This window comes from Bacillus sp. FSL P4-0290 (genome assembly GCF_037975435.1).
Lineage (GTDB): Bacteria > Bacillota > Bacilli > Bacillales > Bacillaceae > Bacillus > Bacillus subtilis.
The window spans coordinates 780,637-800,944 of the sequence record NZ_CP150253.1 but is presented as its reverse complement, the minus strand read 5'-3'; the positions used below and the strand labels follow the sequence as shown (position 1 = coordinate 800,944).

Sequence of the window (20,308 nt, the reverse complement as noted above, 5' to 3'; positions counted from 1 at the left end):
CACGGAGCACACGACCATGAAACGCTGCCTTTATCCGTACGAGCAGGAGGTATGTCTAATGCAATACTTTTCACCAGAACAGCAATACAATGCTTGGATTGTGAGTGATTTAGTCAAACAGATTTTCCATAAGCGTGCCGGATGTTCACCAGGAATTCACGAGCTTGCGGTTTTTGCCGAGGAACATTTTCATATCGATATCGACTTTGTTTTCTCGATTATCATGAATATCGGCGACATTGAATTTGCACTAACAGATGAAATAGAAAAGAAATTGTCCGGTTATCTCAGCACTCTCCTTCCTTATGTCACTGCTGATATGTTCGAAACCTCTAAAGCCAACGCCCATGCGTTTTTGTCTCGAAGACACGGTAACGCTTCATACCACTTATTTGTGTCTGATGATGCTTTCATGAGAAAGCAGTAAAAAACGCATCTTTCTTTACTAAAAAAATATTGACATGATAAGCCATGCTATTATAGTGTTACATGTGATAATGATTCTCATTACTAAATCTGAAAAAAGGAAGAATGACATGCGCACCTATTCTAACAAGTTGATTGCCATCATGAGTGTTTTATTGCTCGCCTGCCTCATTGTATCCGGCTGTTCATCAAGCCAGAATAACAACGGAAGCGGCGAAAGCAAGTCTAAGGATTCCAGAGTGATCCATGACGAAGAAGGAAAAACGACAGTAAGCGGCACACCTAAGCGGGTGGTTGTGCTTGAGCTTTCATTCTTGGATGCCGTTCACAACCTCGGCATTACGCCGGTGGGCATCGCCGATGACAACAAAAAAGATATGATTAAAAAGCTTGTCGGCAGCTCCATTGATTACACATCTGTAGGCACACGCAGCGAACCCAATCTTGAGGTCATCAGTTCCTTGAAGCCTGATTTAATCATCGCTGACGCTGAGCGCCATAAAAACATTTATAAACAGCTGAAAAAAATCGCCCCGACGATTGAATTAAAAAGCCGTGAAGCGACATATGAAGAAACGATCGACAGCTTTACGACCATTGCTAAAGCATTAAATAAAGAAGATGAAGGAAAAGAAAAGCTTGCCGAGCACAAAAAAGTCATCAACGATCTAAAAGCCGAACTTCCGAAAGATGAAAACCGCAACATCGTTCTCGGCGTTGCAAGAGCGGATTCCTTCCAGCTTCATACCTCATCATCCTATGACGGAGAAATCTTTAAAATGCTAGGCTTTACACACGCTGTGAAGTCAGATAACGCCTATCAAGAGGTCAGCCTTGAGCAATTGAGCAAAATCGATCCTGATATTTTGTTCATCTCAGCCAACGAAGGCAAAACCATTGTAGATGAGTGGAGAACGAACCCGCTCTGGAAAAATCTCAAAGCGGTGAAAAATGGACAAGTCTATGATGCGGACCGTGACACTTGGACAAGATTCAGAGGCATCAAGTCTAGTGAAACAAGCGCCAAAGATGTGCTTAAAAAAGTGTATAATAAATAGGACAAATGAGAAGCGAGGGGAATCCTTGCTTCTTCGTTTTTGCCACCAGACGCAGTAAGGAAGTGAGACTGTTGTATCATTCAGCCAAACGGCGCTCATCATCAAGACTGATGATGTTCATCATTGCACTGATTATTTTTATATTTGGGCTTGGGCTGAATCTTTCAGTAGGAGCCTCAGACATCGGCATCATAGATTCATTGAAATATCTTTTTGTATGGGACGGTTCAAAGGAACAGCTCATCATCTCTACTCTTCGCCTTCCCCGCACATTAATCGGCGTTTTTGTCGGCGCCAGCCTAGCTGTAGCAGGGGCGCTGATGCAGGCTATGACCAGAAATCCTCTGGCTTCACCCCAAATTTTCGGTGTGAATGCGGGTGCATCGCTTTTTGTTGTTGCTTCTCTCGTCATTCTGCCGGCATCGCCCTATTCATCTTTTATATTCGCTTTTGCGGGTGCGGCAGCAGGCGGCGCGATTGTATATATGATTGCCTCATCCGGCGGAATGACACCTGTCAAGCTGGCGCTGTCAGGAATGGCCGTGCATTTGTTCCTCTCCTCTATGACACAGGCCATCATTATTTTAAATGAGTCAGGTGAGGATGTTCTGTACTGGATGACAGGCGCAATCGACGGCAGCAACTGGCAGGATGTCATAACCATCGCTCCGTTTTCTGTCATTGGCATCGGGCTTGCCCTCGTATTTTCCGGTTCTGTTTCTGTTCTCGGTCTCGGAGACGAAACAGCAAAAGGGCTTGGACAAAATATGAACGGCATCCGGATTCTGATCAGTTTGATTATTTTAATCCTTTCCGGCGCTTCCGTAGCCGTCGCCGGGCCGATTGGCTTTGTCGGGCTGCTCGTCCCGCATATTGTCCGCAAGCTGATCGGAGAACATTATCAATACGTGCTTCCGTTTTCGGCACTGTTCGGTGCCATTTTGCTGGTGTACGCAGATGTTCTGGCCAGATGGATTGCATTTCCTTATGAATCACCGGTCGGCATTGTCACCGCGATTATCGGAACGCCGTTTTTCTTATATTTGGCAAGGAAAGGGCGGCATCTGAAATGAAGAAAACAACCAGAAAACAAAAACGCCCCTTGCTGGCGATACTCATATTGGCCGTGATTTTAATCGTTCTGTCCGTCATCAGCATTGGAATCGGTGCATTATACATTTCACCTGATGCGGTAGTGACGAATCTGCTGGGACTGGATCATTCCTTTGAATTTATCATCCAGCAATATCGCCTTCCCCGCATTATATTAGCGATTTTGGCCGGTGCTGGGCTTGCCGCTGCCGGAGCGATTTTACAGGGTGTGATCCGAAATCCGCTCGCTTCCCCGGACGTTGTCGGCATTTCAAAAGGCTCCGGACTTGCGGCGATGGCTGTGATTCTCATCTTTCCTGAGTCGCCGGTATACGTGCTTCCGTTCTCCGCATTTGCCGGAGCTGCCATTATTGCTGTACTATTATTAATGATAGCCCGAAAAAAGAGCATTCAGCCCTCTTCACTGGCTTTATCAGGCATTGCTTTAGGCGCGGTCTGCCACGCCGGAATGCAATATATGATGGTCAAGTTTCCGGGCGACGTGAATGCTGCACTCATTTGGCTGACAGGAAGCCTCTGGGGAAGAAACTGGGAAGAAGTCAACCTGCTTGCGCCATGGCTTTTGATTCTTTTTCCGATCGTCTGCATTCTCATACCGAAGCTGGATCTTATGTCACTCGGTGATGAGCTTGCGCAGGGTCTCGGAGAAAACGCAAACCGGCTGAGATTCATCCTGATTTTCACCGCGGTTGCGCTGGCGGGAAGCTGTGTAGCCGTCGTCGGCTCAATCGGTTTTATCGGCTTGCTTGCTCCGCATATCGCCAGACGGCTTGCCGGAGAAAAAGCTAAATATTTACTGCCTGCATCGGCATTGATTGGTGCTATTATATTATTAATTGCAGATACGTTAGGGCGCGGCATCATGCCTCCGGTTGAAATACCTGCCGGAATACTGACAGCCGTGATCGGCGCGCCTTATTTCTTATATTTATTGAAATTCGAAGCGAGGAAACAGTAGGGAGAGGATACCATGGGAAAACTGGCTGCAGACCAGCTCACTCTTTCATATGACAGTACAGTGATTATTGACGGAGTCGACTTAAAGATAGAAGAAGGAAAAATCACTGCGCTCATCGGCGCTAATGGCTGCGGTAAATCAACAATCCTCAAATCGCTCGCCAGGCTGATGGCCCCAAAAAGCGGTACAGTGCTACTAGAAGGAAAAGACATCCACCGCCAGCCATCAAAAGAAGTCGCAAAAAAACTGGCCATTCTTCCACAATCTCCTCAGGCTCCTGAAGGATTGACGGTAGAGGAATTATGCTATTTTGGCAGACATCCTCACAAAAAGCTGTTATCCAAGCATACCCAAGAGGATCATGACATGGTAGAGTGGGCACTGGAAGCAACGGGCATGATTGAACTGAAGGATCGGACACTTGATGCCCTCTCAGGCGGTCAAAGACAAAGAGCCTGGATTTCCATGGCACTTGCGCAAGGCACTGATTTGCTTTTGCTTGATGAGCCGACCACGTATTTAGACATCTCACACCAGATTGAAGTGCTTGAACTGCTGAAAAAGCTGAACCGCGACCATGGCCGCACCGTTGTCATGGTGCTCCATGATTTAAACCAAGCCGCTCAATATGCTGACTATCTGATCAGTGTGCTGGACGGAAAAATATACAACGCCGGAACACCGGAAGATGTGTTCACCCAGCCATTTTTCCGTGAAGTCTTCGGCTTGGAATGCTGCATCATGAGAAGCCCGATCGACCAGAAGCCAATGTGCCTGCCGACGGGACTGTGCCCGAAATTACGGGCGAAATGAAAAGGAGAGGAAATCCCTAGGGCTGTCGAGAAACGTGACAGCCTTCATTTTCCCTTATAATATTTTATTCTCACATAATTGATGATAATCTTAAAAAACTCGTCATTCTTCTTATGTTCTATACGAGATACTCTTTTAACATAAAGTTAAATCTGTTCTTATTGACCAACTTGTTAAAGTTATTTCATCTATTCGAATCTTAACACATAGAAAAGCTGAAAGAATTATAGTAAGTCATCCTCGAAATGCGTGAAAAGACAAAAAAGAAAAGCGACAAAATTAGCTTATGTATCAGAAAAAGAATAATCAAAACAGATGCTTTGCTATTGCAGGCTCAGCTTAAAATCGAAATGCTAACTAACTGAATCTTCTATATTTCTCACAATAATATACAGAAGATCGTAATACCTAGCTAAGATCGAGCTTAATGGCTCTTTTTCTGATTCTCAATCCCTGATAATTTTGAAAAGCATTTAAAATAAAATCTTGTAGAAAAAACATTGTTTTTTCTACAAGCTGAACATTATTACACAATGTTAGTATACTTTTATCAAGTCTCTAACCTAGAATGATTAATAAATTGCTTTATTAGTAATTGGCCCATTAATTGATTCTCTAATTTTATATACTGGAATATTCTTTACGCATCTAATCCCCATTTCATTGTGTCGACAGAAAGGAATATCTTTTGCTCTAAAAGAAGGGAACATTAAGCCTGGATGAGAGAAGAATGATCCTCCTTTAAGAACGGCAAATGAGTTAACACTATTAAATGGTACATTCTCAAAAATAGGGTGGAAAGCTCTCTTTGTTTTAAGCTCACTTCTAGTCCACTCCCATGTTCCGCCGATCATACCGCATACTCCATAGGGACTTTCACCATTTTGCTCAAAAATATCACTTGTTAAATGATTTAATTCTTTATCAGCATGAGCTTTTAATAAATTTTCTCTCCAGGACTTTAAAGAAGTAATGGGTTCATTATAAAGACTTCCAGCATATTGAACCTTTGCAGGATCAAATTTATCTCCCCAAGGCCAGACATTACCCTTTTCGCCTCGAGCAGCTTTTTCCCATTGAAACTCGGTTGGCAATTCTTTCCCCTTATATCTTGCGTAAGCAAATGCATCATAAAAATCTATACCTGTAACGGGATGATTATCTAAATACCTATCATCCCAATATGTATTTCTTCTATGTTGTTTATTCTGCGGTTCATTAGGATGACAGAATATATGCCCATTTTCCTCTATGAACTCGGTAAAGATATCATAATCTTTATTTGTAACAGGATACTTATCGATAAAAAATGGAGGTAACCATACTTTTTGTCTAGGAACAGCATCTTTCCAATTAAATGTTTTGTCAGGAATTTCATTTTCATTTAAACCGAATTCAAAAAAGCCACCCGGAATTAAAATCATCCCATCTTCTTCTGTTTTTTCGAATTCCTCTATTAGACTTTGAGGAATTTTTTCTTCAAAGTCAAAGTTATTAGGAAGTATACCATTTTGATCAAAATAATTTTTTAGCATTACTAGCTCTTCATGTTTTTCAACACCGAATATATCTAATAATGTACTTAATACTTTTTGGGCCCCTAATCCCACAGGTTTTTTAGGGTAGCTTATACTCTCCCGGACATCATCAATAATCGAAGACAAATATGCTACAGATTCTTCAATTTTATGATTTGCACAGACATCCATAGCTTTAAAAGAAACTAAATCATCCGGATCCTGGGTTAGATTGATTATAGTTTCTACAGCAGAGAAATAAGGTACCCATTTTTCAACGAAATCAATTAATCTATACCTTATGTAAGTATTCGGATAAGCAATACACATCCCAAACACATTTTCCGCTGCTACAGGGTGTTGAATTTTATTTAGTAGAGTCATAATTCTATTATCGATTAAACTCTTAAAATCATTTTTTTTATTTTCTGGAACAGAAGTAATAAGTTCTTCAACTTCAATTAATATTTCTATATCTTTATTGTAAATTGATTTATGATCTTGCATTAATAGAGTCAAATTACGATAACCTCCCGATTTGTTTGTTGAAATAAGGAATAGCATTAAATGCTATTCCCTAAGTGTTTACCATTTTTCATTAGTATAAAGAACCGGGCTAACAATCGATTTTCTCCAGTTTTTTCTTAATTTTCTCATGGTTTTCCCCCCTTTAATAAGATATGTGGTTCCCTGAATATTGATAGAATAGTCAGAGAACTTAAATAAACAATAACAATAAATAGAATAAAAGTAAATAGTTTACAAGGAAATTTTTTCTTTACTTTTGTTGTTTTAAGGTGTTTAAATATGTTTAAGCTCTTTACCGAGAAAAATTATTCCAAGGGAGGATACATATGAGTAAAGGTTATTATTCTATTTTATTTAGCCAGACCACTACAAATTTAGGTTTTTCTCTATATACTATGGTAGTGATTTCGTTTTTGTTTAAAATGACCAATTCGACAACCATCGCCTCTATGGTGACATTAATAAGTATTATTTTTCGTATTTTTGGAAGTGCTATATTACCGTTAATAACAATTCGATTAAAACTGCCTCTTACAATAATTATTTCTCAATTGATACAAATGCTGTTATTAATATGTTTGTTCTATGCTTTATTAAGAACTTACTCTAATCAAACTCTCATTTTAGTCTTTATTATTATTAGCTGTATTTCCTTTTTTAATGGATGGTTCTCACCTTTAAAAAGTGCAATTATAGGGGAAATAATCTCTCCTGATAAAAGAGTAAAAGCAAATGGTTTATTATCTACAGTGGACCAAACTTTTCAATTTGTAGGCTGGTCTTTAGGTGGTCTCATAATTGCATTTTTAGGTGAGGGATATACCATTATACTTACTATCTTTTTGTTGTTTACATCTCTTCTTTCTCTTTTATTTTGTCTACCACATGGCCACGCTAATTCTGTCATACGTGAAAAAAATTCTCCCAATAAGAGTATAGTAAGTGGTTGGCGGTATTTATTTAGCCAAAAGAAACTTAGAACAATTATTATTATGGATTTAATTGAGTCATGGGCAGGAATGATTTGGATAGGATCTGTCTCTTTAGCTTTCGTTAACGAAGTCTTGCATAAAGGAGAATCATGGTGGGGATTTATTAATGGAGCATATTATTTAGGTTCGATGATAGGGGGATTTATAATATATAAGCTGTCGGAGAGATTTCAAAATAAGTTAATTAATTTTATGTTAATTGGCGCTGTCTCATATGGAAGTTTAACTTTAATATATGGTTTTATAAGTAATTCATACTTAGCTCTAATTTTGGTTCTCTTTATGGGGCCGGCTTATATATTAAGAGATCTTACACAAGAAACACTTATTCAGAACATAACAACCGAGCAAACTCGAATTAATATAATGTCTGCAAGGTCTTCTTTAGTACAGTTCATTTTTATGTTTTCAATTCTGGCTATAGGGGCTATTTCAGATTTCCTTGGAGTTCGTTTAGTTTATGTTTCAGCAGGTATTCTTTTATTAGTGTCCGCAATATATGGATTTTCTCAATTACAATTCAAAAAAAAGGTAAATAAACATATAAGCTTTTAATAAATATATAAAATTTAATTATGTTTTCGTTTGCTTTTTCGCGTGTTTAATTAATAGTAAACATTACTTTATTGACCAAAAGAAAATGGTTGAGTACCATCAATTATCTGTTTCAGAAAAACTCGGCATAAAAGGAAAAAATTGAACAAATCTTTGCTGATGTAAAAAAATCGCATAGACTTTGCTATTGAAGATTGATGCGAAAGCAAAATGTGAACGACTAAGCTCCCCCTCGCAGATGCTTGCAAGAATATGAAAAAGAATCGACATACACACTAGCCAATCTTAGCTAGGTGTACAGGAGCTCTTTTTCTGTTCTGTTTTCTAATAATGATAAATGACTAAAGAGAACTTTTAAAACAAAAGAGCTTGTAGAAAGCATAAGCTCATCTATAACCTTTTTTGTTTGCCAGCTTACCTTTTGTATTTCCTCTCCTGTCCATGTTACAGTGATGTCAACCAAGTGATAGGAGGATGAAAATGACAGCATCTCAGCAGCAAATTCAATTAGCAAGACGTCCACAAGGTATTCCTGTTCATGAAGACTTTCGCTTTGAAACCATTCCGGTTCCTGAACCCAAGCAAGGGGAAGTGCTTGTCAAAACGCTTTATGTTTCGGTTGACCCTTATATGCGCGGCCGTATGCAGGATACGAAGTCATATGTTGAGCCATTCGCCTTGGATGAAGCGCTTTCTGGCGGGGTTATCGCTGAAGTTGTGTCAGACGGGAATCATCTGAAAAAAGGCGATATCGCCATCGGAAATCTCAGCTGGCAGGAATTTTCCGCTGTGAGCGAGTCTGCCTTGCGAAAAATTGATACAAGCCTTGCTCCCGCTTCGGCCTATCTCGGCATTTTGGGAATGACCGGCTTAACAGCATACTTCGGATTGCTGGACATCGGACGCCCGAAGGAAGGCGAAACCGTGGTTGTCTCCGGAGCTGCTGGAGCCGTCGGTTCAACAGTCGGGCAAATTGCCAAAATCAAAGGCGCGCGAGTCGTCGGCATCGCGGGCTCTGATGAAAAAATCGACTATTTAAAACAGGAGCTTCAGTTTGACGAAGCCATCAATTACAAAACAGCGGATGATATCCAAAAAGCGCTTCAAAACGCTTGTCCTGACGGTGTCGATGTGTATTTTGACAATGTCGGCGGACCGATTTCAGACGCGGTGATGAATCTGCTCAATGAATTTGCCCGCATTCCGGTGTGCGGCGCCATTTCTTCCTATAACGCAAAAAGCGAAGCAGATGACATGGGCCCTCGTGTCCAATCAAAACTCATTAAAACGAAGTCGCTGATGCAAGGCTTTATCGTAAGCGACTACTCCGATCGTTTTTCTGAGGGAGCAAAACAGCTGGCCGAATGGCTGAAGGCTGGTAAACTCCATTACGAGGAAACCATCACAGAAGGCTTCGAAAACATTCCTGACGCGTTTCTCGGTTTATTTAAGGGAGAAAATAAAGGGAAACAGCTGATCAAGGTCAGTGATCCGAGCTGAATGAAGATGAAAACGGGAGGGCTTTTTGCCCTCCTTTTGTGTTTCGATGAGATCAGTTGCGAAGAATCAGCGTAAGAAAACCATCTTCATCAGGTTCCGTGTCTTCTAAAGTGAATCCTGCTGCTTGAAAGCAAGCTAAACTGATTCGATTGTCTTCTTCAATGCATGCCACCCATTCTCGCACGCTAGTAAAATCAGGTTCGGTCATCAGCTTTTGCAGTATCCGTTTTCCGTACCCTTGAAGCCGGTACAAAGGATTGACGATCAATCCAATATACGTCCGCTCCTCTCCGAACTCAATAACGACCATCCCTGCCGGCAGCTGTCCATCATACGCCATGATGACAGTATCGTGTTTATCTTTATTTACTCGTGCGTACCACTCATCTAATGGCAGCATCCCATCCATTCTCCGTCTGGTATCCTCATTCTCAAACCAGTGTTCAAGTATTTTCAGCTCTGGCTCCTGCATTACTTGAAACCTGTCTATTGAAGCCATTTTCCCACCTCCGCGCAAAATCTTTTCTATTATTTTACAACAAAAAAAGGGCTTTCCGCCCTCCTTTTTATTTCGTCTTCAGTTTTCCGCCTGCATACACAGCTTCACTCAGCTCAACACCAAGCTTCTTCGCCATTTTTTTCAGCTTTGATTCCTCCAATTTTGTCACAAGGCTCAGCACGTTGCCTTCTTTTCCGGCCCGGCCTGTTCGTCCTGATCTGTGGACATAGCCATCTTCATCTGGAATATCAGCATGAATCACGTATGGCAGGTTTTCAATGTCTAAACCGCGTGCGGCAATGTCAGTCGCCAATAAAAGAGGAAACTCTCCGTTTTCGAATGCGGCAATGATTTTCGCCCGCTCCATTTTTTTCGCTTCGCTGTGCAAAACGCCGAGTTCAACGTGGTGATATGCCAGCTTTTCCGCATATACACTCAGGTTGCCAATGTCTCTCACAAATACGAGTGCCTGCATGCCTTCAAGCCTTGACAGCTTTTGCAGCAGCTTTACTTTGTCACGCTGGTCACAAATGAGATATTGATGCTTCACTTTCCCTGCCTCTGCCTTGCTTCGCTGCACCTTCAACACCTCAGGCTCTTGCGCCAATTCGCGGAGCACATCCTCTGTTTCCTTTTTAAGCGTGGCAGAGAAACATAGAAGCTGGCGGTCTCTTAATGTCGTTTTAATAATTTGTTTGATCGTCTCGCGATGCTCCGGCAGGATAAGCTGATCCGCTTCATCAAGTACAATCGTTTTCACTTCATGCATTTTGAGTTTCTTTGCTTTAATCAGTTCAAATACCCTGCCTGGCGTGCCGACAATGATATGCGGATGTTTCTTTAGCTTTTCGACCTGCTTCTTCACATTCGCCCCGCCGATTAAGGAAGCCGCGCGCAGCTCTGAGCCCGCTTTCCAATCCTGAATCACCTGAAAAATCTGCATCACCAGCTCACGGGAAGGCGCTAAAATCACCGCCTGCGGATGCTTTTGCTCTGGTTTGATCCGCTCCAAGACCGGCAGCGCATACGCCAGCGTCTTCCCTGTGCCTGTCGGCGATTCTGCAATGACATCCTTTCCGTCCATGATCAGCTGGGCTGCCTGCTCTTGAACAGGGGTTGGCGTTTGAAAGCCGGAAGCATTCCAATTCTCTTGTATAAATGATTGTGCATTATGTAAAAATGGCCAAGTTTGCGTCATTTTGTTCTCCTCAATTCCTGAAATCTATTCCATAGTATCTCAAAACCTCGCCCGGAACGCAATTTTTCTTTTTCTTTCCTATACCTTTCAACATTCCGAATCCTCCTTTATAATCAAAAGGATGAATATTACACGCCGATTGTGCGTGTTTGATAACGATAGAGGTGTAAACATGAGTATTTTATCTGTAAAGGATTTAAGCCACGGCTTCGGGGACCGGGCCATTTTTAATAACGTTTCCTTCCGCCTGTTAAAAGGCGAGCACGTCGGCTTGATCGGCGCAAACGGTGAAGGAAAGTCAACCTTCATGAATATTATTACCGGAAAGCTTGAACCTGATGAGGGAAAAGTCGAGTGGTCAAAAAACGTCCGTGTCGGATACCTTGATCAGCATACCGTGCTGGAAAAAGGAAAATCTATTCGCGACGTCCTGAAAGATGCATTCCATTATTTATTTGCGATGGAAGAGGAAATGAACGAGATATACAACAAAATGGGCGAGGCTGATCCCGATGAGCTCGAGAAGCTGCTTGAAGAAGTCGGCGTCATTCAAGACGCGCTGACAAACAATGATTTTTATGTCATTGATTCCAAGGTGGAGGAAATTGCCCGCGGTCTCGGTTTGAGCGATATCGGTTTAGAGCGAGATGTCACCGATTTGAGCGGCGGACAGCGCACAAAGGTCCTTCTCGCTAAGCTGCTCCTTGAAAAGCCGGAAATTCTGCTTCTCGATGAGCCGACCAACTATCTTGATGAACAGCATATTGAATGGCTGAAACGCTACCTGCAGGAATACGAGAACGCGTTCATCCTGATTTCCCACGATATTCCGTTCTTGAATAGTGTCATCAACCTGATTTATCACGTTGAAAATCAAGAGCTGACACGCTATGTCGGCGACTACCATCAGTTTATGGAAGTCTACGAGGTGAAGAAACAACAGCTTGAAGCGGCCTATAAAAAGCAGCAGCAGGAAGTCGCAGAGCTGAAGGATTTCGTCGCCCGCAACAAAGCGCGCGTCAGCACGAGAAACATGGCGATGTCCCGCCAAAAGAAACTCGATAAGATGGATATGATCGAGCTTGCGGCAGAAAAGCCAAAGCCGGAATTCCACTTTAAGCCGGCGAGAACGTCAGGCAAGCTGATTTTTGAAACGAAGGACCTCGTGATCGGTTACGATTCCCCGCTGTCCCGTCCGCTCAACCTCCGCATGGAGCGCGGCCAAAAAATCGCCCTTTACGGCGCAAACGGGATCGGAAAAACGACGTTGTTGAAAAGTTTGCTTGGTGAAATCCAGCCGCTCGAAGGCTCTGTAGAACGCGGTGAGCACATCTATACCGGCTATTTCGAGCAAGAGGTCAAGGAAACAAACAACAATACGTGCATCGAAGAAGTATGGAGCGAATTCCCTTCTTATACGCAGTATGAAATCCGTGCCGCTCTGGCAAAATGCGGGCTGACGACAAAGCATATCGAAAGCCGCGTCTCCGTATTAAGCGGAGGCGAAAAAGCGAAAGTCAGATTGTGCAAGCTAATCAACTCAGAAACAAACCTGCTGGTGCTCGATGAGCCGACAAACCACTTGGATGTCGATGCCAAGGAAGAGCTCAAGCGCGCCCTGAAAGAATATAAAGGCTCCATTCTGCTCATTTCCCACGAGCCAGATTTTTATGTGGATATCGCGACAGAAACGTGGAACTGCGAGTCTTGGACGACGAAAGTGCTTTAATTTATAAAAAAACCCGCCTGCTAAAGGGCGGGTTTTTACTGCCATTTATTCTGAACGATTCTCAAAAGCTCTCTGTCTTTTAAAATGAGCTGCAATGGAGATGTGAATTCATCAAGTGTCAAGCCCTCTTTTGGCAGACAGCTCAAAATCCTCCTCATCTTCCCAAGCGGTAAACCACTCGACCGAGAAAAGCTGTTTTTCATGACGCTGTGTATGTATTGATAGAGCGTTTCTAAACATTTATGATCATATTCGTCAGGTTTTGCCTTCATGGCAAACGTCCCCTCTACAGCATGAACCATCACTTGAAATGGCAATCGTAAATGAACGGACACATTCTCAGCTTCTCCAAGATAAATCCCAGCCGCATCAATGCCTGACCGAAGCGGATGCCAACGAAATTAAAAAAATCTCACTGAATGTCCTGGAAACAAACGAAAGGATTTGAAGCAGAAGGAATCTTAAAAAAGGAGAAATTGCTTTCTGACGGAAATTACTATAATACGGTAGTAATGGGGAAATTCCACGATTAAAAAAAGACACTGCATCTGTGCAGTGTCTTTCGTTATTAATGCCCCGCCTTAATTCCAGCAAGATGTTTACGTCCCATGAGAAGGACAAGCATGCCGACAAAAACGACGATTCCGCCTACTGTATATGGTGTGCTTGCAGTAAAGTGTTCTGACAGCATTCCTGCAATCCACGGGGCGAGCGCGCCGCCGATGAAGCGGACTGAGCTGTAGGCTGAAGACGCGATTGAACGTTCAACCGGCGCAGAACCCATCACAGCGGTTGTCATAATCGTATTCACCATACCGAGGACTGCACCGGCGACAACGATACATGTAATAATCAAAGTCTGATGGTCTGTCCAGATCCCCATAATAACGAGAATGGCCGCAAAGGCGATAAAGAGAACGACGAGCGAACGCACTGTGCCCAGCGCTTTGTGCACGAGCGGCGCCGTAAAGACTGACGTAATCGCCAGCAGAAGGCCCCAGCCGAAGAAGACATATCCAAGACCGTGTTCATCTAAATCCAGAACGAACGGAGAATAAGCAAGCAAAATAAAAAATCCAAAGTTGTATAAGAATGCCGATACCGCCATTGTTAAAAGGCCTTTATATTTTAGCGCCTTCATCGCATCAAACACACCGACGCGTTTCGCCGGTTTCGGCAATTTCGGAAGCATGAAAGAAATCGCGATTAACGCAATAAACATCAGGACAGATACTCCGAAAAACGGCGCGCGCCATGAAATGCTTCCAAGCTCTCCGCCTGCAAGCGGCCCGACAGAAATCCCGAGACCGAGCGCAGCCTCATACAAAATAATCGCTTGGGCGCTGCCACCGACTGATACGCCGACGATGACCGCAAGCGCTGTTGAAATAAACAAAGCATTCCCTAATCCCCAGCCGCCGCGATAGCCGACTAACTGAGCGATTGAGCTTGAGCTGCCGCCAAGCCCCGCAAACACAATAATAAAAATAAGTCCGAGAATTAATGTCCATTTCGCGCCGATGCGGCTGGAAATGGCTCCTGAGAAAAACATCATAAATCCGGTTACAAGCAAATAACTTGTAAACAAGAGTGATACTTCACTAGGTGAAGCATGTAATTGTGCGGCAATGGCCGGAAGAATTGGATCGACCAGCCCGATTCCCATAAAGGAAATCACACAGGCAAATGCGACAGCCCATACCGCTTTTGGCTGGCTGAGCAAGCCTGTTTTCTGATTCACTTGTTTTGTCTTATCCATTTGACCTGACCTCCATCTTTATTCCATTAAAAGAAACGCTACAAAAATAGCGTTTGGCAAACTTTTCATTCGATTGATTGAATGGCGCGTTCCGCTTTGCCTTTCATGCCTTGCAGGCGTTCTTTAAAGCTTTGGAATGTGCGGATTTTCTCATCAATCAAACTCAGCTGGTGATTCAGGGTTTCCTGAATTTCCTCCAGTTTTTCTTTCCGTTCCTTAGGATCCAGTGACAACAAATACCCCTCTTTGTTTAACTCTAGCTGGCGGCTGGTTTCCATGAAATGCTGAAGCTCCTGAAGGGAAAAACCGAGCACCTCTTTTGTGCTGATGACTTTCTCAAGCTCCTCCATATCATCCTCTGAATAAAGCCTTACACCGCCGTCTGTCCGTTTCGGCGCCGGAATCAAGCCGATTTCTTCATAAAACCGGATGGTCCGCTTTGTCAGTCCGCTCCTTTTGGCCACTTGATCAATCTTCATCCATTCCAAGGTAAATCCCCCTTCACCGTTTCTGTTACCATTATACACCTTTTGAACCTTAACGTAAACGTTAAGTTTTAAAAAACAATAAAAAAGACGAGCAGCATAAAGCACCCGTCTTTCACTTTCCTGTTTAAGCTAAACTTCCCGCCACTGACAGAGACTCTTTTTGAAGGCTTTCAGAAAGCACTCGATACGCGATCACTTTCTTCTTGTACTGTTTCACGACGTCGATATGGTCGTCATAGCGGTACACGAACAGCTTCACGTCTTTTTTTCCTTTTTTTGTATCTATCATCAGCGGCGTGCCGCCGTTTTCCGGATGTAAATAACGCTCTTCATCACCTGGATAGATATAATATTTTTCCAGGAAGATAGCTTCGTTAAATTGATCAATCACTTTCTGCTTCTCTGCACCCTCGAGGCGTTTTCCATCTAGAGAGAGACTCGCATTTTCGTCACTCAGCTTGGCGTGCACTTCAAATTTGCCGAGCAGCCATTCTATGACGCCTGTAGGAAGACAGGTTAATACGATTTTCACCAGACTCATGAGAATTAACATCACGATCGCCCATGTCATACTTCATCATCTCCGTTAGTTTTCCATGTGCCGCTGACACACAATTTTATCCTAACATAAGCAGGCCGATTCGTTTTTGTCCATTATGTGAAAAAAGTGCGGCCTGCTGCGGCCACGCTTTTTAGCTTTCCAGTTCTTCGATCATGAGGGACAATTCTGTCCAGCGGTCCATCGCAGCCTCAAGCTCTTCCGCAGTTTTCGCCTGCTCGGCCATCAGCTCTTGGATTTTGCCAAAATCACTGCCTGCTGCGGCGATGTCAGCTTCGAGCTGCTCATGCTTTTCTTCCAGCTGGGCAATTTTATCTTCGATGCCATCCCATTCCAGCTGGTCTTTGTAAGAAAGCTTTTTCCGTTTTTTCTTCGGCTCGGCTTCAGCCGTTTTTTCCTCAGCTGCCGGTTTTGGGGCCGCTTTTTTCGCTTTTGACTCCTCCATATAGTCGCTATAGGAGCCTTGAAAGCGGGAAATGACGCCATTTCCTTCAAATACAATCAAACGGTCGACGACGCGGTCAAGGAAATAGCGGTCATGGGATACGGTGATGACGACGCCAGGGAACTGGTCAATATAATCCTCAAGAACGCTTAATGTTTCAGTATCCAAATCGTTCGTCGGCTCATCGAGAAACAGGACATTCGGCTCCTGCATGAGAACCTGAAGCAAGTATAAACGGCGTTTTTCCCCGCCGGACAGCTTGCGGATATACGTCTGCTGCATCGAACGCGGGAAGAGGAAACGCTCGAGCATTTGTTCAGCTGTAATCATATCGCCATCTGCCGTTTTTACGACCTCCGCCGTTTCTTTTATATAGTCAATGACCTTTAACTCACCGTTCATTTCACTATGATCCTGAGTATAGTAGCCGATTCTGACCGTCTGTCCGATCGTAATATCGCCTCCGTCCGGCGTATGACAGCCGGCAAGGGCATTTAACAGCGTTGTTTTCCCGATGCCGTTTGGCCCGATGATCCCGATCCGTTCACCTGGTATGACAAGTTCATTAAAACGGTCGACGAGCATGCGGCCGCCATAAGCGATCATGACGTTCTCCGCTTCAATAACCTGTTTTCCGAGACGGTGCGAGCCAATGGCAAAATCGAGTGAACCTGATGACTGAGGGTCTTTCTGCTCTTTAAGCGACTCTACCCGGTCAATTCTCGCCTTTTGTTTTGTGGAGCGGGCTTTCGCTCCTCGTCTGAGCCAGGCCAGCTCGCGGCGCAGCAGGTTCTGCCGCTTCGTTTCCTTTTGCTCAGCCTGCGCTTCCCGTTCCGCGCGTTTTTCTAAAAACACTTCATAGTTGCCTTTGTACGTGTAGAGGCTGCCTCTTTCAAGCTCATAAATGCGGTTGGTGACACGGTTTAAGAAATATCTATCGTGCGTCACCAGCATGACGGCGCCGGGATATTGGCTTAAATACCCTTCAAGCCACTCAATCGTTTCATTATCCAAATGGTTTGTCGGCTCGTCCAAAATGAGCAGATCAGCGGGCTGAATTAAGTTTTTGGCAATGGCTACCCGTTTTTTCTGGCCGCCTGAGAGCTCATTGACCGGTTTTGTTACGTCTTTGACGCCCAGCTTAGACAATACGGTTTTTGCCAAGGTGTTTGCATCCCATGCATTGTTTGCGTCCATTTTCGCTTGTGCTGCCAGCAGGTGTTTCTGGCGCTGTTCATTTTCGGGATCTTTCCCCAGTTCATACAGCGCTTTTTCATATTCACGCAAGGTTTTCATCACAGCCGATTCACCGGAATAGATATGCTCCAGCACTGTTTGCCCCGCAGGCAGCTCCGGGTCTTGATGAAGAAATTCGACCTGCACGCTTCCGGATTTCGTGATTTCTCCTTCTTCGGTAGATTCCAAGCCGGCAATCACTTTCAGCAGCGTTGATTTTCCTGTTCCGTTCGGCCCGATTAATCCGATTCTCTCATTCTCTTCAATATGAAAGGAGATATGGTCAAATAATGTTTTATCTCCGTATGTTTTATAAAGATTTTCCGCTTTTAATATGCTCATGGTTCCTATCAATCCTCACGTAAGTTCATGTGTACATTTTAAATCAGCCGCTGGAATAAAACTAGTAAAACGTCAGACGAATTTCATGGAAATGCAGGATAGAAAAAGACCGGGGACATTTGTCCCCGGTCTCTTACTCTTCCTCAAGCGCTTTTTCGGCCATTTTTGCAAGATGCTGCGCGCTTCCTGAAATCTCCTGCATCGTGGCGGAAATTTGTTCAACGGCAGCGGCTTGTCCGTCTGTATGCTGGTTAATCGACTCAATGGATTCCTCCAGCCCTTTCAGCAGGCTGTGGATTTTTTTCGTAATCTGGTCAATTTGGCCGACATTTTCTTTTGAATGCGTCGCTAGCTTTCTGATCTCATCTGCGACGACAGAGAATCCTTTTCCAGACTCCCCTGCTCTTGCCGCTTCGATCGCGGCATTCAAGCCTAGCAGATTGCTTTGGTCCGAGATGCCTTTAACAGTTACTGAAATATCGGCGATTTCACCGGCGCTTTCGCTTACTTTTTTCGCCTGAGAGGAAATGCCCGACATTTGAGTTGAAAACCCGTTAATTGATTCAGAAATGTCGGAAATAGCCGCGGCCGTTTGTTCAACGACAGCCGATAAGCTTTCCGCCACATCATGCAGCTTTGACGACTCCTCAAGGCTCGTTCCGAGGCCGACGCCTCCAATGACTCTTCCATTCTCGTCGTGCAGCGGGATGGCACGCGCGATCAATGGAAAGCCGAACAATTCTTTCGGAACCATACTCGTCTTCTTCTCATTGCTGCGGATGGCATCAGTGATAATATCCCCTTCCTGCAGCGGATCGCCGGCTTTTACGTTCAGCGAAAAGGTTTTGGCCGGTATATTCACGAGCAGTTTTTCCGTATCATAAATGCCGATTGTAATATCATCCTGAACCAGGCTGTTTAAATAAGGGGCTACTTTGATAAATGCGTCCAGAATATCTGCGGTTTCTTTTTCCGTATTTATGGTCAATTCCATTCACTCCTTTTCATTAATAAGGGAAGCTGCGTTTTTCGTGCTGGACCGAGATCCATTTCAGCGTTGTAAATTCTTCGAGGCTCCACTCACCGTTTAAACGGCCGAGGCCTGATTGCTTTTCACCGCCGAAGGCTACATTCGGTTCATCATTGATGGTCGTGTCATTGACGTGAATCATGCCCGTTTCAATGCGTTTCGCAAAAGCCACGCCGCGCTCAAGATTTGACGTATGTACGGCACCGCTCAAGCCAAACGGGGTTTCGTTTGCGATATCCACCGCCTCGTCTTCTGAATCAAACTTCATAAAGGAGACGACTGGTCCGAACAGCTCTTCCTTGGCAATGCTCATGAACGGTTTGACGTCTTTTAAGATCGTCGGTTCCACGATCGTCCCGTTAAATCCGCCAAGCTTCACTGGTACAGCGCCTTCTTCAATTGCTTGCTCTACAGTCTTCATCAGCCCGTCCGTCTGTCTGCTGTTGATTAATGGCCCGATAATCGTATCAGGATCCATTGGGTCGCCGACTTTCAGCGATTCCACTTTTGCCTGGTACAGCTCAAGGAACTTGTCATAAATAGAAGAATGAACAAGCACGCGGTTGGCTGACATGCAAATCTGTCCTTGATGTGTAAATCGGCTGAACACCGCCGCATTGACCGCATATTCTATATCTGCATCCTCAAGTACGATGAAGGCACTGTTCCCGCCAAGCTCAAGAAGCGGCTTTTTAAAATGCTTCATCGCAAGCTGTCCGATGTAGCTGCCGACTTTCGTAGAACCGGTAAATGAGATGATCCTCGGCACTGGATGCTCAACGAAGCTGTCGCCGATTTCAGCAATGTCTGTGACAACAACATTCAGCAGCCCCGCTGGAATTCCCGCGTTCTCAAAAATTTTCGCAATCAGCGTTCCGCCGCAAATCGGCGTTTCCTCATGCGGCTTTAGCACAACGCCATTGCCGGCTCCGAGTGCAGGCGCCACTGATTTCATAGATAAAAAGAATGGGAAGTTAAACGGACTGATGACACCGACAACACCTGCCGGCACGCGATATAATCTGTTTTCCTTGCCATCTATTGTGGACGGAAGAATTTTGCCTTCCATGCGGACAGGGAACGTTGCCGCTTCTTTTATGATGTTTTTGACAAGACCGATTTCAAAAGCTGCTTTGAGCCTTGTTCCGCCAAGCTCTTCCATAATCAAATAAATGATGGCTTCTTCGTTCTCTTCGATATACGTGACGGCTTTTTCTAAAATGGTCCTTTTCTCGAACGGATTGACCGCATCCCATTTTTTCTTCGCCAGCGCCGCTGCCCTGTACGCTTCATCTACATCGTCAGCAGTCGCTTTACGGAATGTTGTGAATGTTTTTTGAGTATAAGGATTTTTGTTTTCCAATACATTTGGGCTGCTGCCCTCCTGCCATTTCCCGCCGATAAACTGTTTATTCAACTCTTCATATTGAAACATGGTCAGCATCTCCTTTATAACCGCAAATCAAAATATGGGCGAATCTATTTTTTCTATCGGTTCATCTTGCATAAAATTGAATATACGATTAGTAAAAATTACTATCCTATGATACGACAACGCTGTTT

The 20,308-nt window shown here is 44.0% G+C and carries 17 protein-coding genes and 2 pseudogenes; 9 read left to right on the top strand and 10 right to left on the bottom strand.

What is annotated here, in order from left to right:
* Positions 1-58 precede the first annotated feature (58 nt).
* From MKY10_RS04070 to yfmF, 5 genes are all read left to right on the top strand, one after another.
* On the top strand, positions 59-427 hold the full coding sequence (locus tag MKY10_RS04070) for a YfmB family protein (RefSeq protein ID WP_015252572.1): 369 nt from the start codon (positions 59-61) through the stop codon (positions 425-427).
* Positions 428-536: 109 nt separating this feature from the next.
* Positions 537-1,484: a Fe(3+)-citrate ABC transporter substrate-binding protein YfmC gene (yfmC, locus tag MKY10_RS04065; protein WP_015252573.1), complete on the top strand. Its 948-nt coding sequence runs from the start codon at positions 537-539 to the stop codon at positions 1,482-1,484.
* Between the two features lie 71 nt (positions 1,485-1,555).
* A complete protein-coding gene (fecD, locus tag MKY10_RS04060) occupies positions 1,556-2,557 on the top strand; it encodes a Fe(3+) dicitrate ABC transporter permease FecD (protein WP_048655247.1) in 1,002 nt (333 codons plus the stop codon).
* Entirely contained in the window at positions 2,554-3,555 is a 1,002-nt protein-coding gene (yfmE, locus tag MKY10_RS04055; protein ID WP_015252575.1) for a Fe(3+)-citrate ABC transporter permease YfmE, read from the top strand. Before fecD ends, yfmE begins: the two co-directional genes overlap by 4 nt.
* A gap of 12 nt (positions 3,556-3,567) precedes the next feature.
* Positions 3,568-4,368 carry a Fe(3+)-citrate ABC transporter ATP-binding protein YfmF gene (gene yfmF, locus MKY10_RS04050; RefSeq protein WP_003233737.1) on the top strand — a complete coding sequence of 267 codons (801 nt, stop codon included), beginning with the start codon at positions 3,568-3,570 and terminating at the stop codon, positions 4,366-4,368.
* A gap of 572 nt (positions 4,369-4,940) precedes the next feature.
* Here yfmF and MKY10_RS04045 read toward each other — a convergent pair.
* The gene (locus MKY10_RS04045) at positions 4,941-6,404 is read right to left on the bottom strand and encodes a formylglycine-generating enzyme family protein (RefSeq protein WP_003244287.1); all 1,464 of its coding nucleotides are present in this window, start codon (positions 6,402-6,404) and stop codon (positions 4,941-4,943) included.
* A 335-nt stretch (positions 6,405-6,739) separates the two neighbouring features.
* On the opposite strand from MKY10_RS04045, the gene MKY10_RS04040 reads away from it, so the two are divergent.
* Both MKY10_RS04040 and MKY10_RS04035 read left to right on the top strand, forming a co-directional pair.
* Positions 6,740-7,960 (top strand): MFS transporter, encoded by a 1,221-nt coding sequence (locus tag MKY10_RS04040; RefSeq protein ID WP_015252577.1) that lies wholly within the window; start codon positions 6,740-6,742, stop codon positions 7,958-7,960.
* A gap of 480 nt (positions 7,961-8,440) precedes the next feature.
* The gene (locus MKY10_RS04035) at positions 8,441-9,460 is read left to right on the top strand and encodes an NADP-dependent oxidoreductase (protein WP_044052601.1); all 1,020 of its coding nucleotides are present in this window, start codon (positions 8,441-8,443) and stop codon (positions 9,458-9,460) included.
* Positions 9,461-9,512: 52 nt separating this feature from the next.
* Here the strand turns inward: MKY10_RS04035 and MKY10_RS04030 are convergent, their stop codons facing one another.
* Both MKY10_RS04030 and MKY10_RS04025 read right to left on the bottom strand, forming a co-directional pair.
* Positions 9,513-9,959 (bottom strand): GNAT family N-acetyltransferase, encoded by a 447-nt coding sequence (locus MKY10_RS04030; RefSeq protein ID WP_015252579.1) that lies wholly within the window; start codon positions 9,957-9,959, stop codon positions 9,513-9,515.
* Positions 9,960-10,026: 67 nt separating this feature from the next.
* A complete protein-coding gene (locus MKY10_RS04025) occupies positions 10,027-11,157 on the bottom strand; it encodes a DEAD/DEAH box helicase (RefSeq protein WP_015252580.1) in 1,131 nt (376 codons plus the stop codon).
* Between the two features lie 172 nt (positions 11,158-11,329).
* Here MKY10_RS04025 and MKY10_RS04020 point away from each other — a divergent pair, with 172 nt between their 5' ends.
* Positions 11,330-12,886, top strand: coding sequence for an ABC-F family ATP-binding cassette domain-containing protein (locus MKY10_RS04020; RefSeq protein ID WP_033883242.1), 1,557 nt, complete (start codon positions 11,330-11,332; stop codon positions 12,884-12,886).
* 125 nt (positions 12,887-13,011) lie between these two features.
* On the opposite strand, the pseudogene MKY10_RS04015 reads toward MKY10_RS04020, so the two are convergent.
* Positions 13,012-13,158 (bottom strand): annotated as a pseudogene (locus MKY10_RS04015) (hypothetical protein); the annotation flags it as partial.
* A 104-nt stretch (positions 13,159-13,262) separates the two neighbouring features.
* On the opposite strand from MKY10_RS04015, the pseudogene MKY10_RS04010 reads away from it, so the two are divergent.
* Positions 13,263-13,419, top strand: a pseudogene (locus MKY10_RS04010) (GNAT family N-acetyltransferase); the annotation flags it as partial.
* A gap of 35 nt (positions 13,420-13,454) precedes the next feature.
* On the opposite strand, the gene MKY10_RS04005 reads toward MKY10_RS04010, so the two are convergent.
* From MKY10_RS04005 to yfmT, 6 genes are all read right to left on the bottom strand, one after another.
* The gene (locus MKY10_RS04005; RefSeq protein WP_015252583.1) at positions 13,455-14,645 is read right to left on the bottom strand and encodes an MFS transporter; all 1,191 of its coding nucleotides are present in this window, start codon (positions 14,643-14,645) and stop codon (positions 13,455-13,457) included.
* A gap of 65 nt (positions 14,646-14,710) precedes the next feature.
* A complete protein-coding gene (locus MKY10_RS04000) occupies positions 14,711-15,133 on the bottom strand; it encodes a MerR family transcriptional regulator (RefSeq protein ID WP_014479143.1) in 423 nt (140 codons plus the stop codon).
* A gap of 124 nt (positions 15,134-15,257) precedes the next feature.
* Positions 15,258-15,704 (bottom strand): YfmQ family protein, encoded by a 447-nt coding sequence (locus MKY10_RS03995; RefSeq protein ID WP_015252584.1) that lies wholly within the window; start codon positions 15,702-15,704, stop codon positions 15,258-15,260.
* Between the two features lie 121 nt (positions 15,705-15,825).
* Entirely contained in the window at positions 15,826-17,715 is a 1,890-nt protein-coding gene (locus MKY10_RS03990) for an ABC-F family ATP-binding cassette domain-containing protein (RefSeq protein WP_015252585.1), read from the bottom strand.
* 133 nt (positions 17,716-17,848) lie between these two features.
* Positions 17,849-18,709, bottom strand: a complete 861-nt coding sequence (locus tag MKY10_RS03985; RefSeq protein ID WP_015252586.1) for a methyl-accepting chemotaxis protein — start codon at positions 18,707-18,709, stop codon at positions 17,849-17,851.
* Positions 18,710-18,722: 13 nt separating this feature from the next.
* Positions 18,723-20,180, bottom strand: a complete 1,458-nt coding sequence (yfmT, locus tag MKY10_RS03980; RefSeq protein WP_019712579.1) for a benzaldehyde dehydrogenase — start codon at positions 20,178-20,180, stop codon at positions 18,723-18,725.
* Positions 20,181-20,308: the final 128 nt, after the last annotated feature.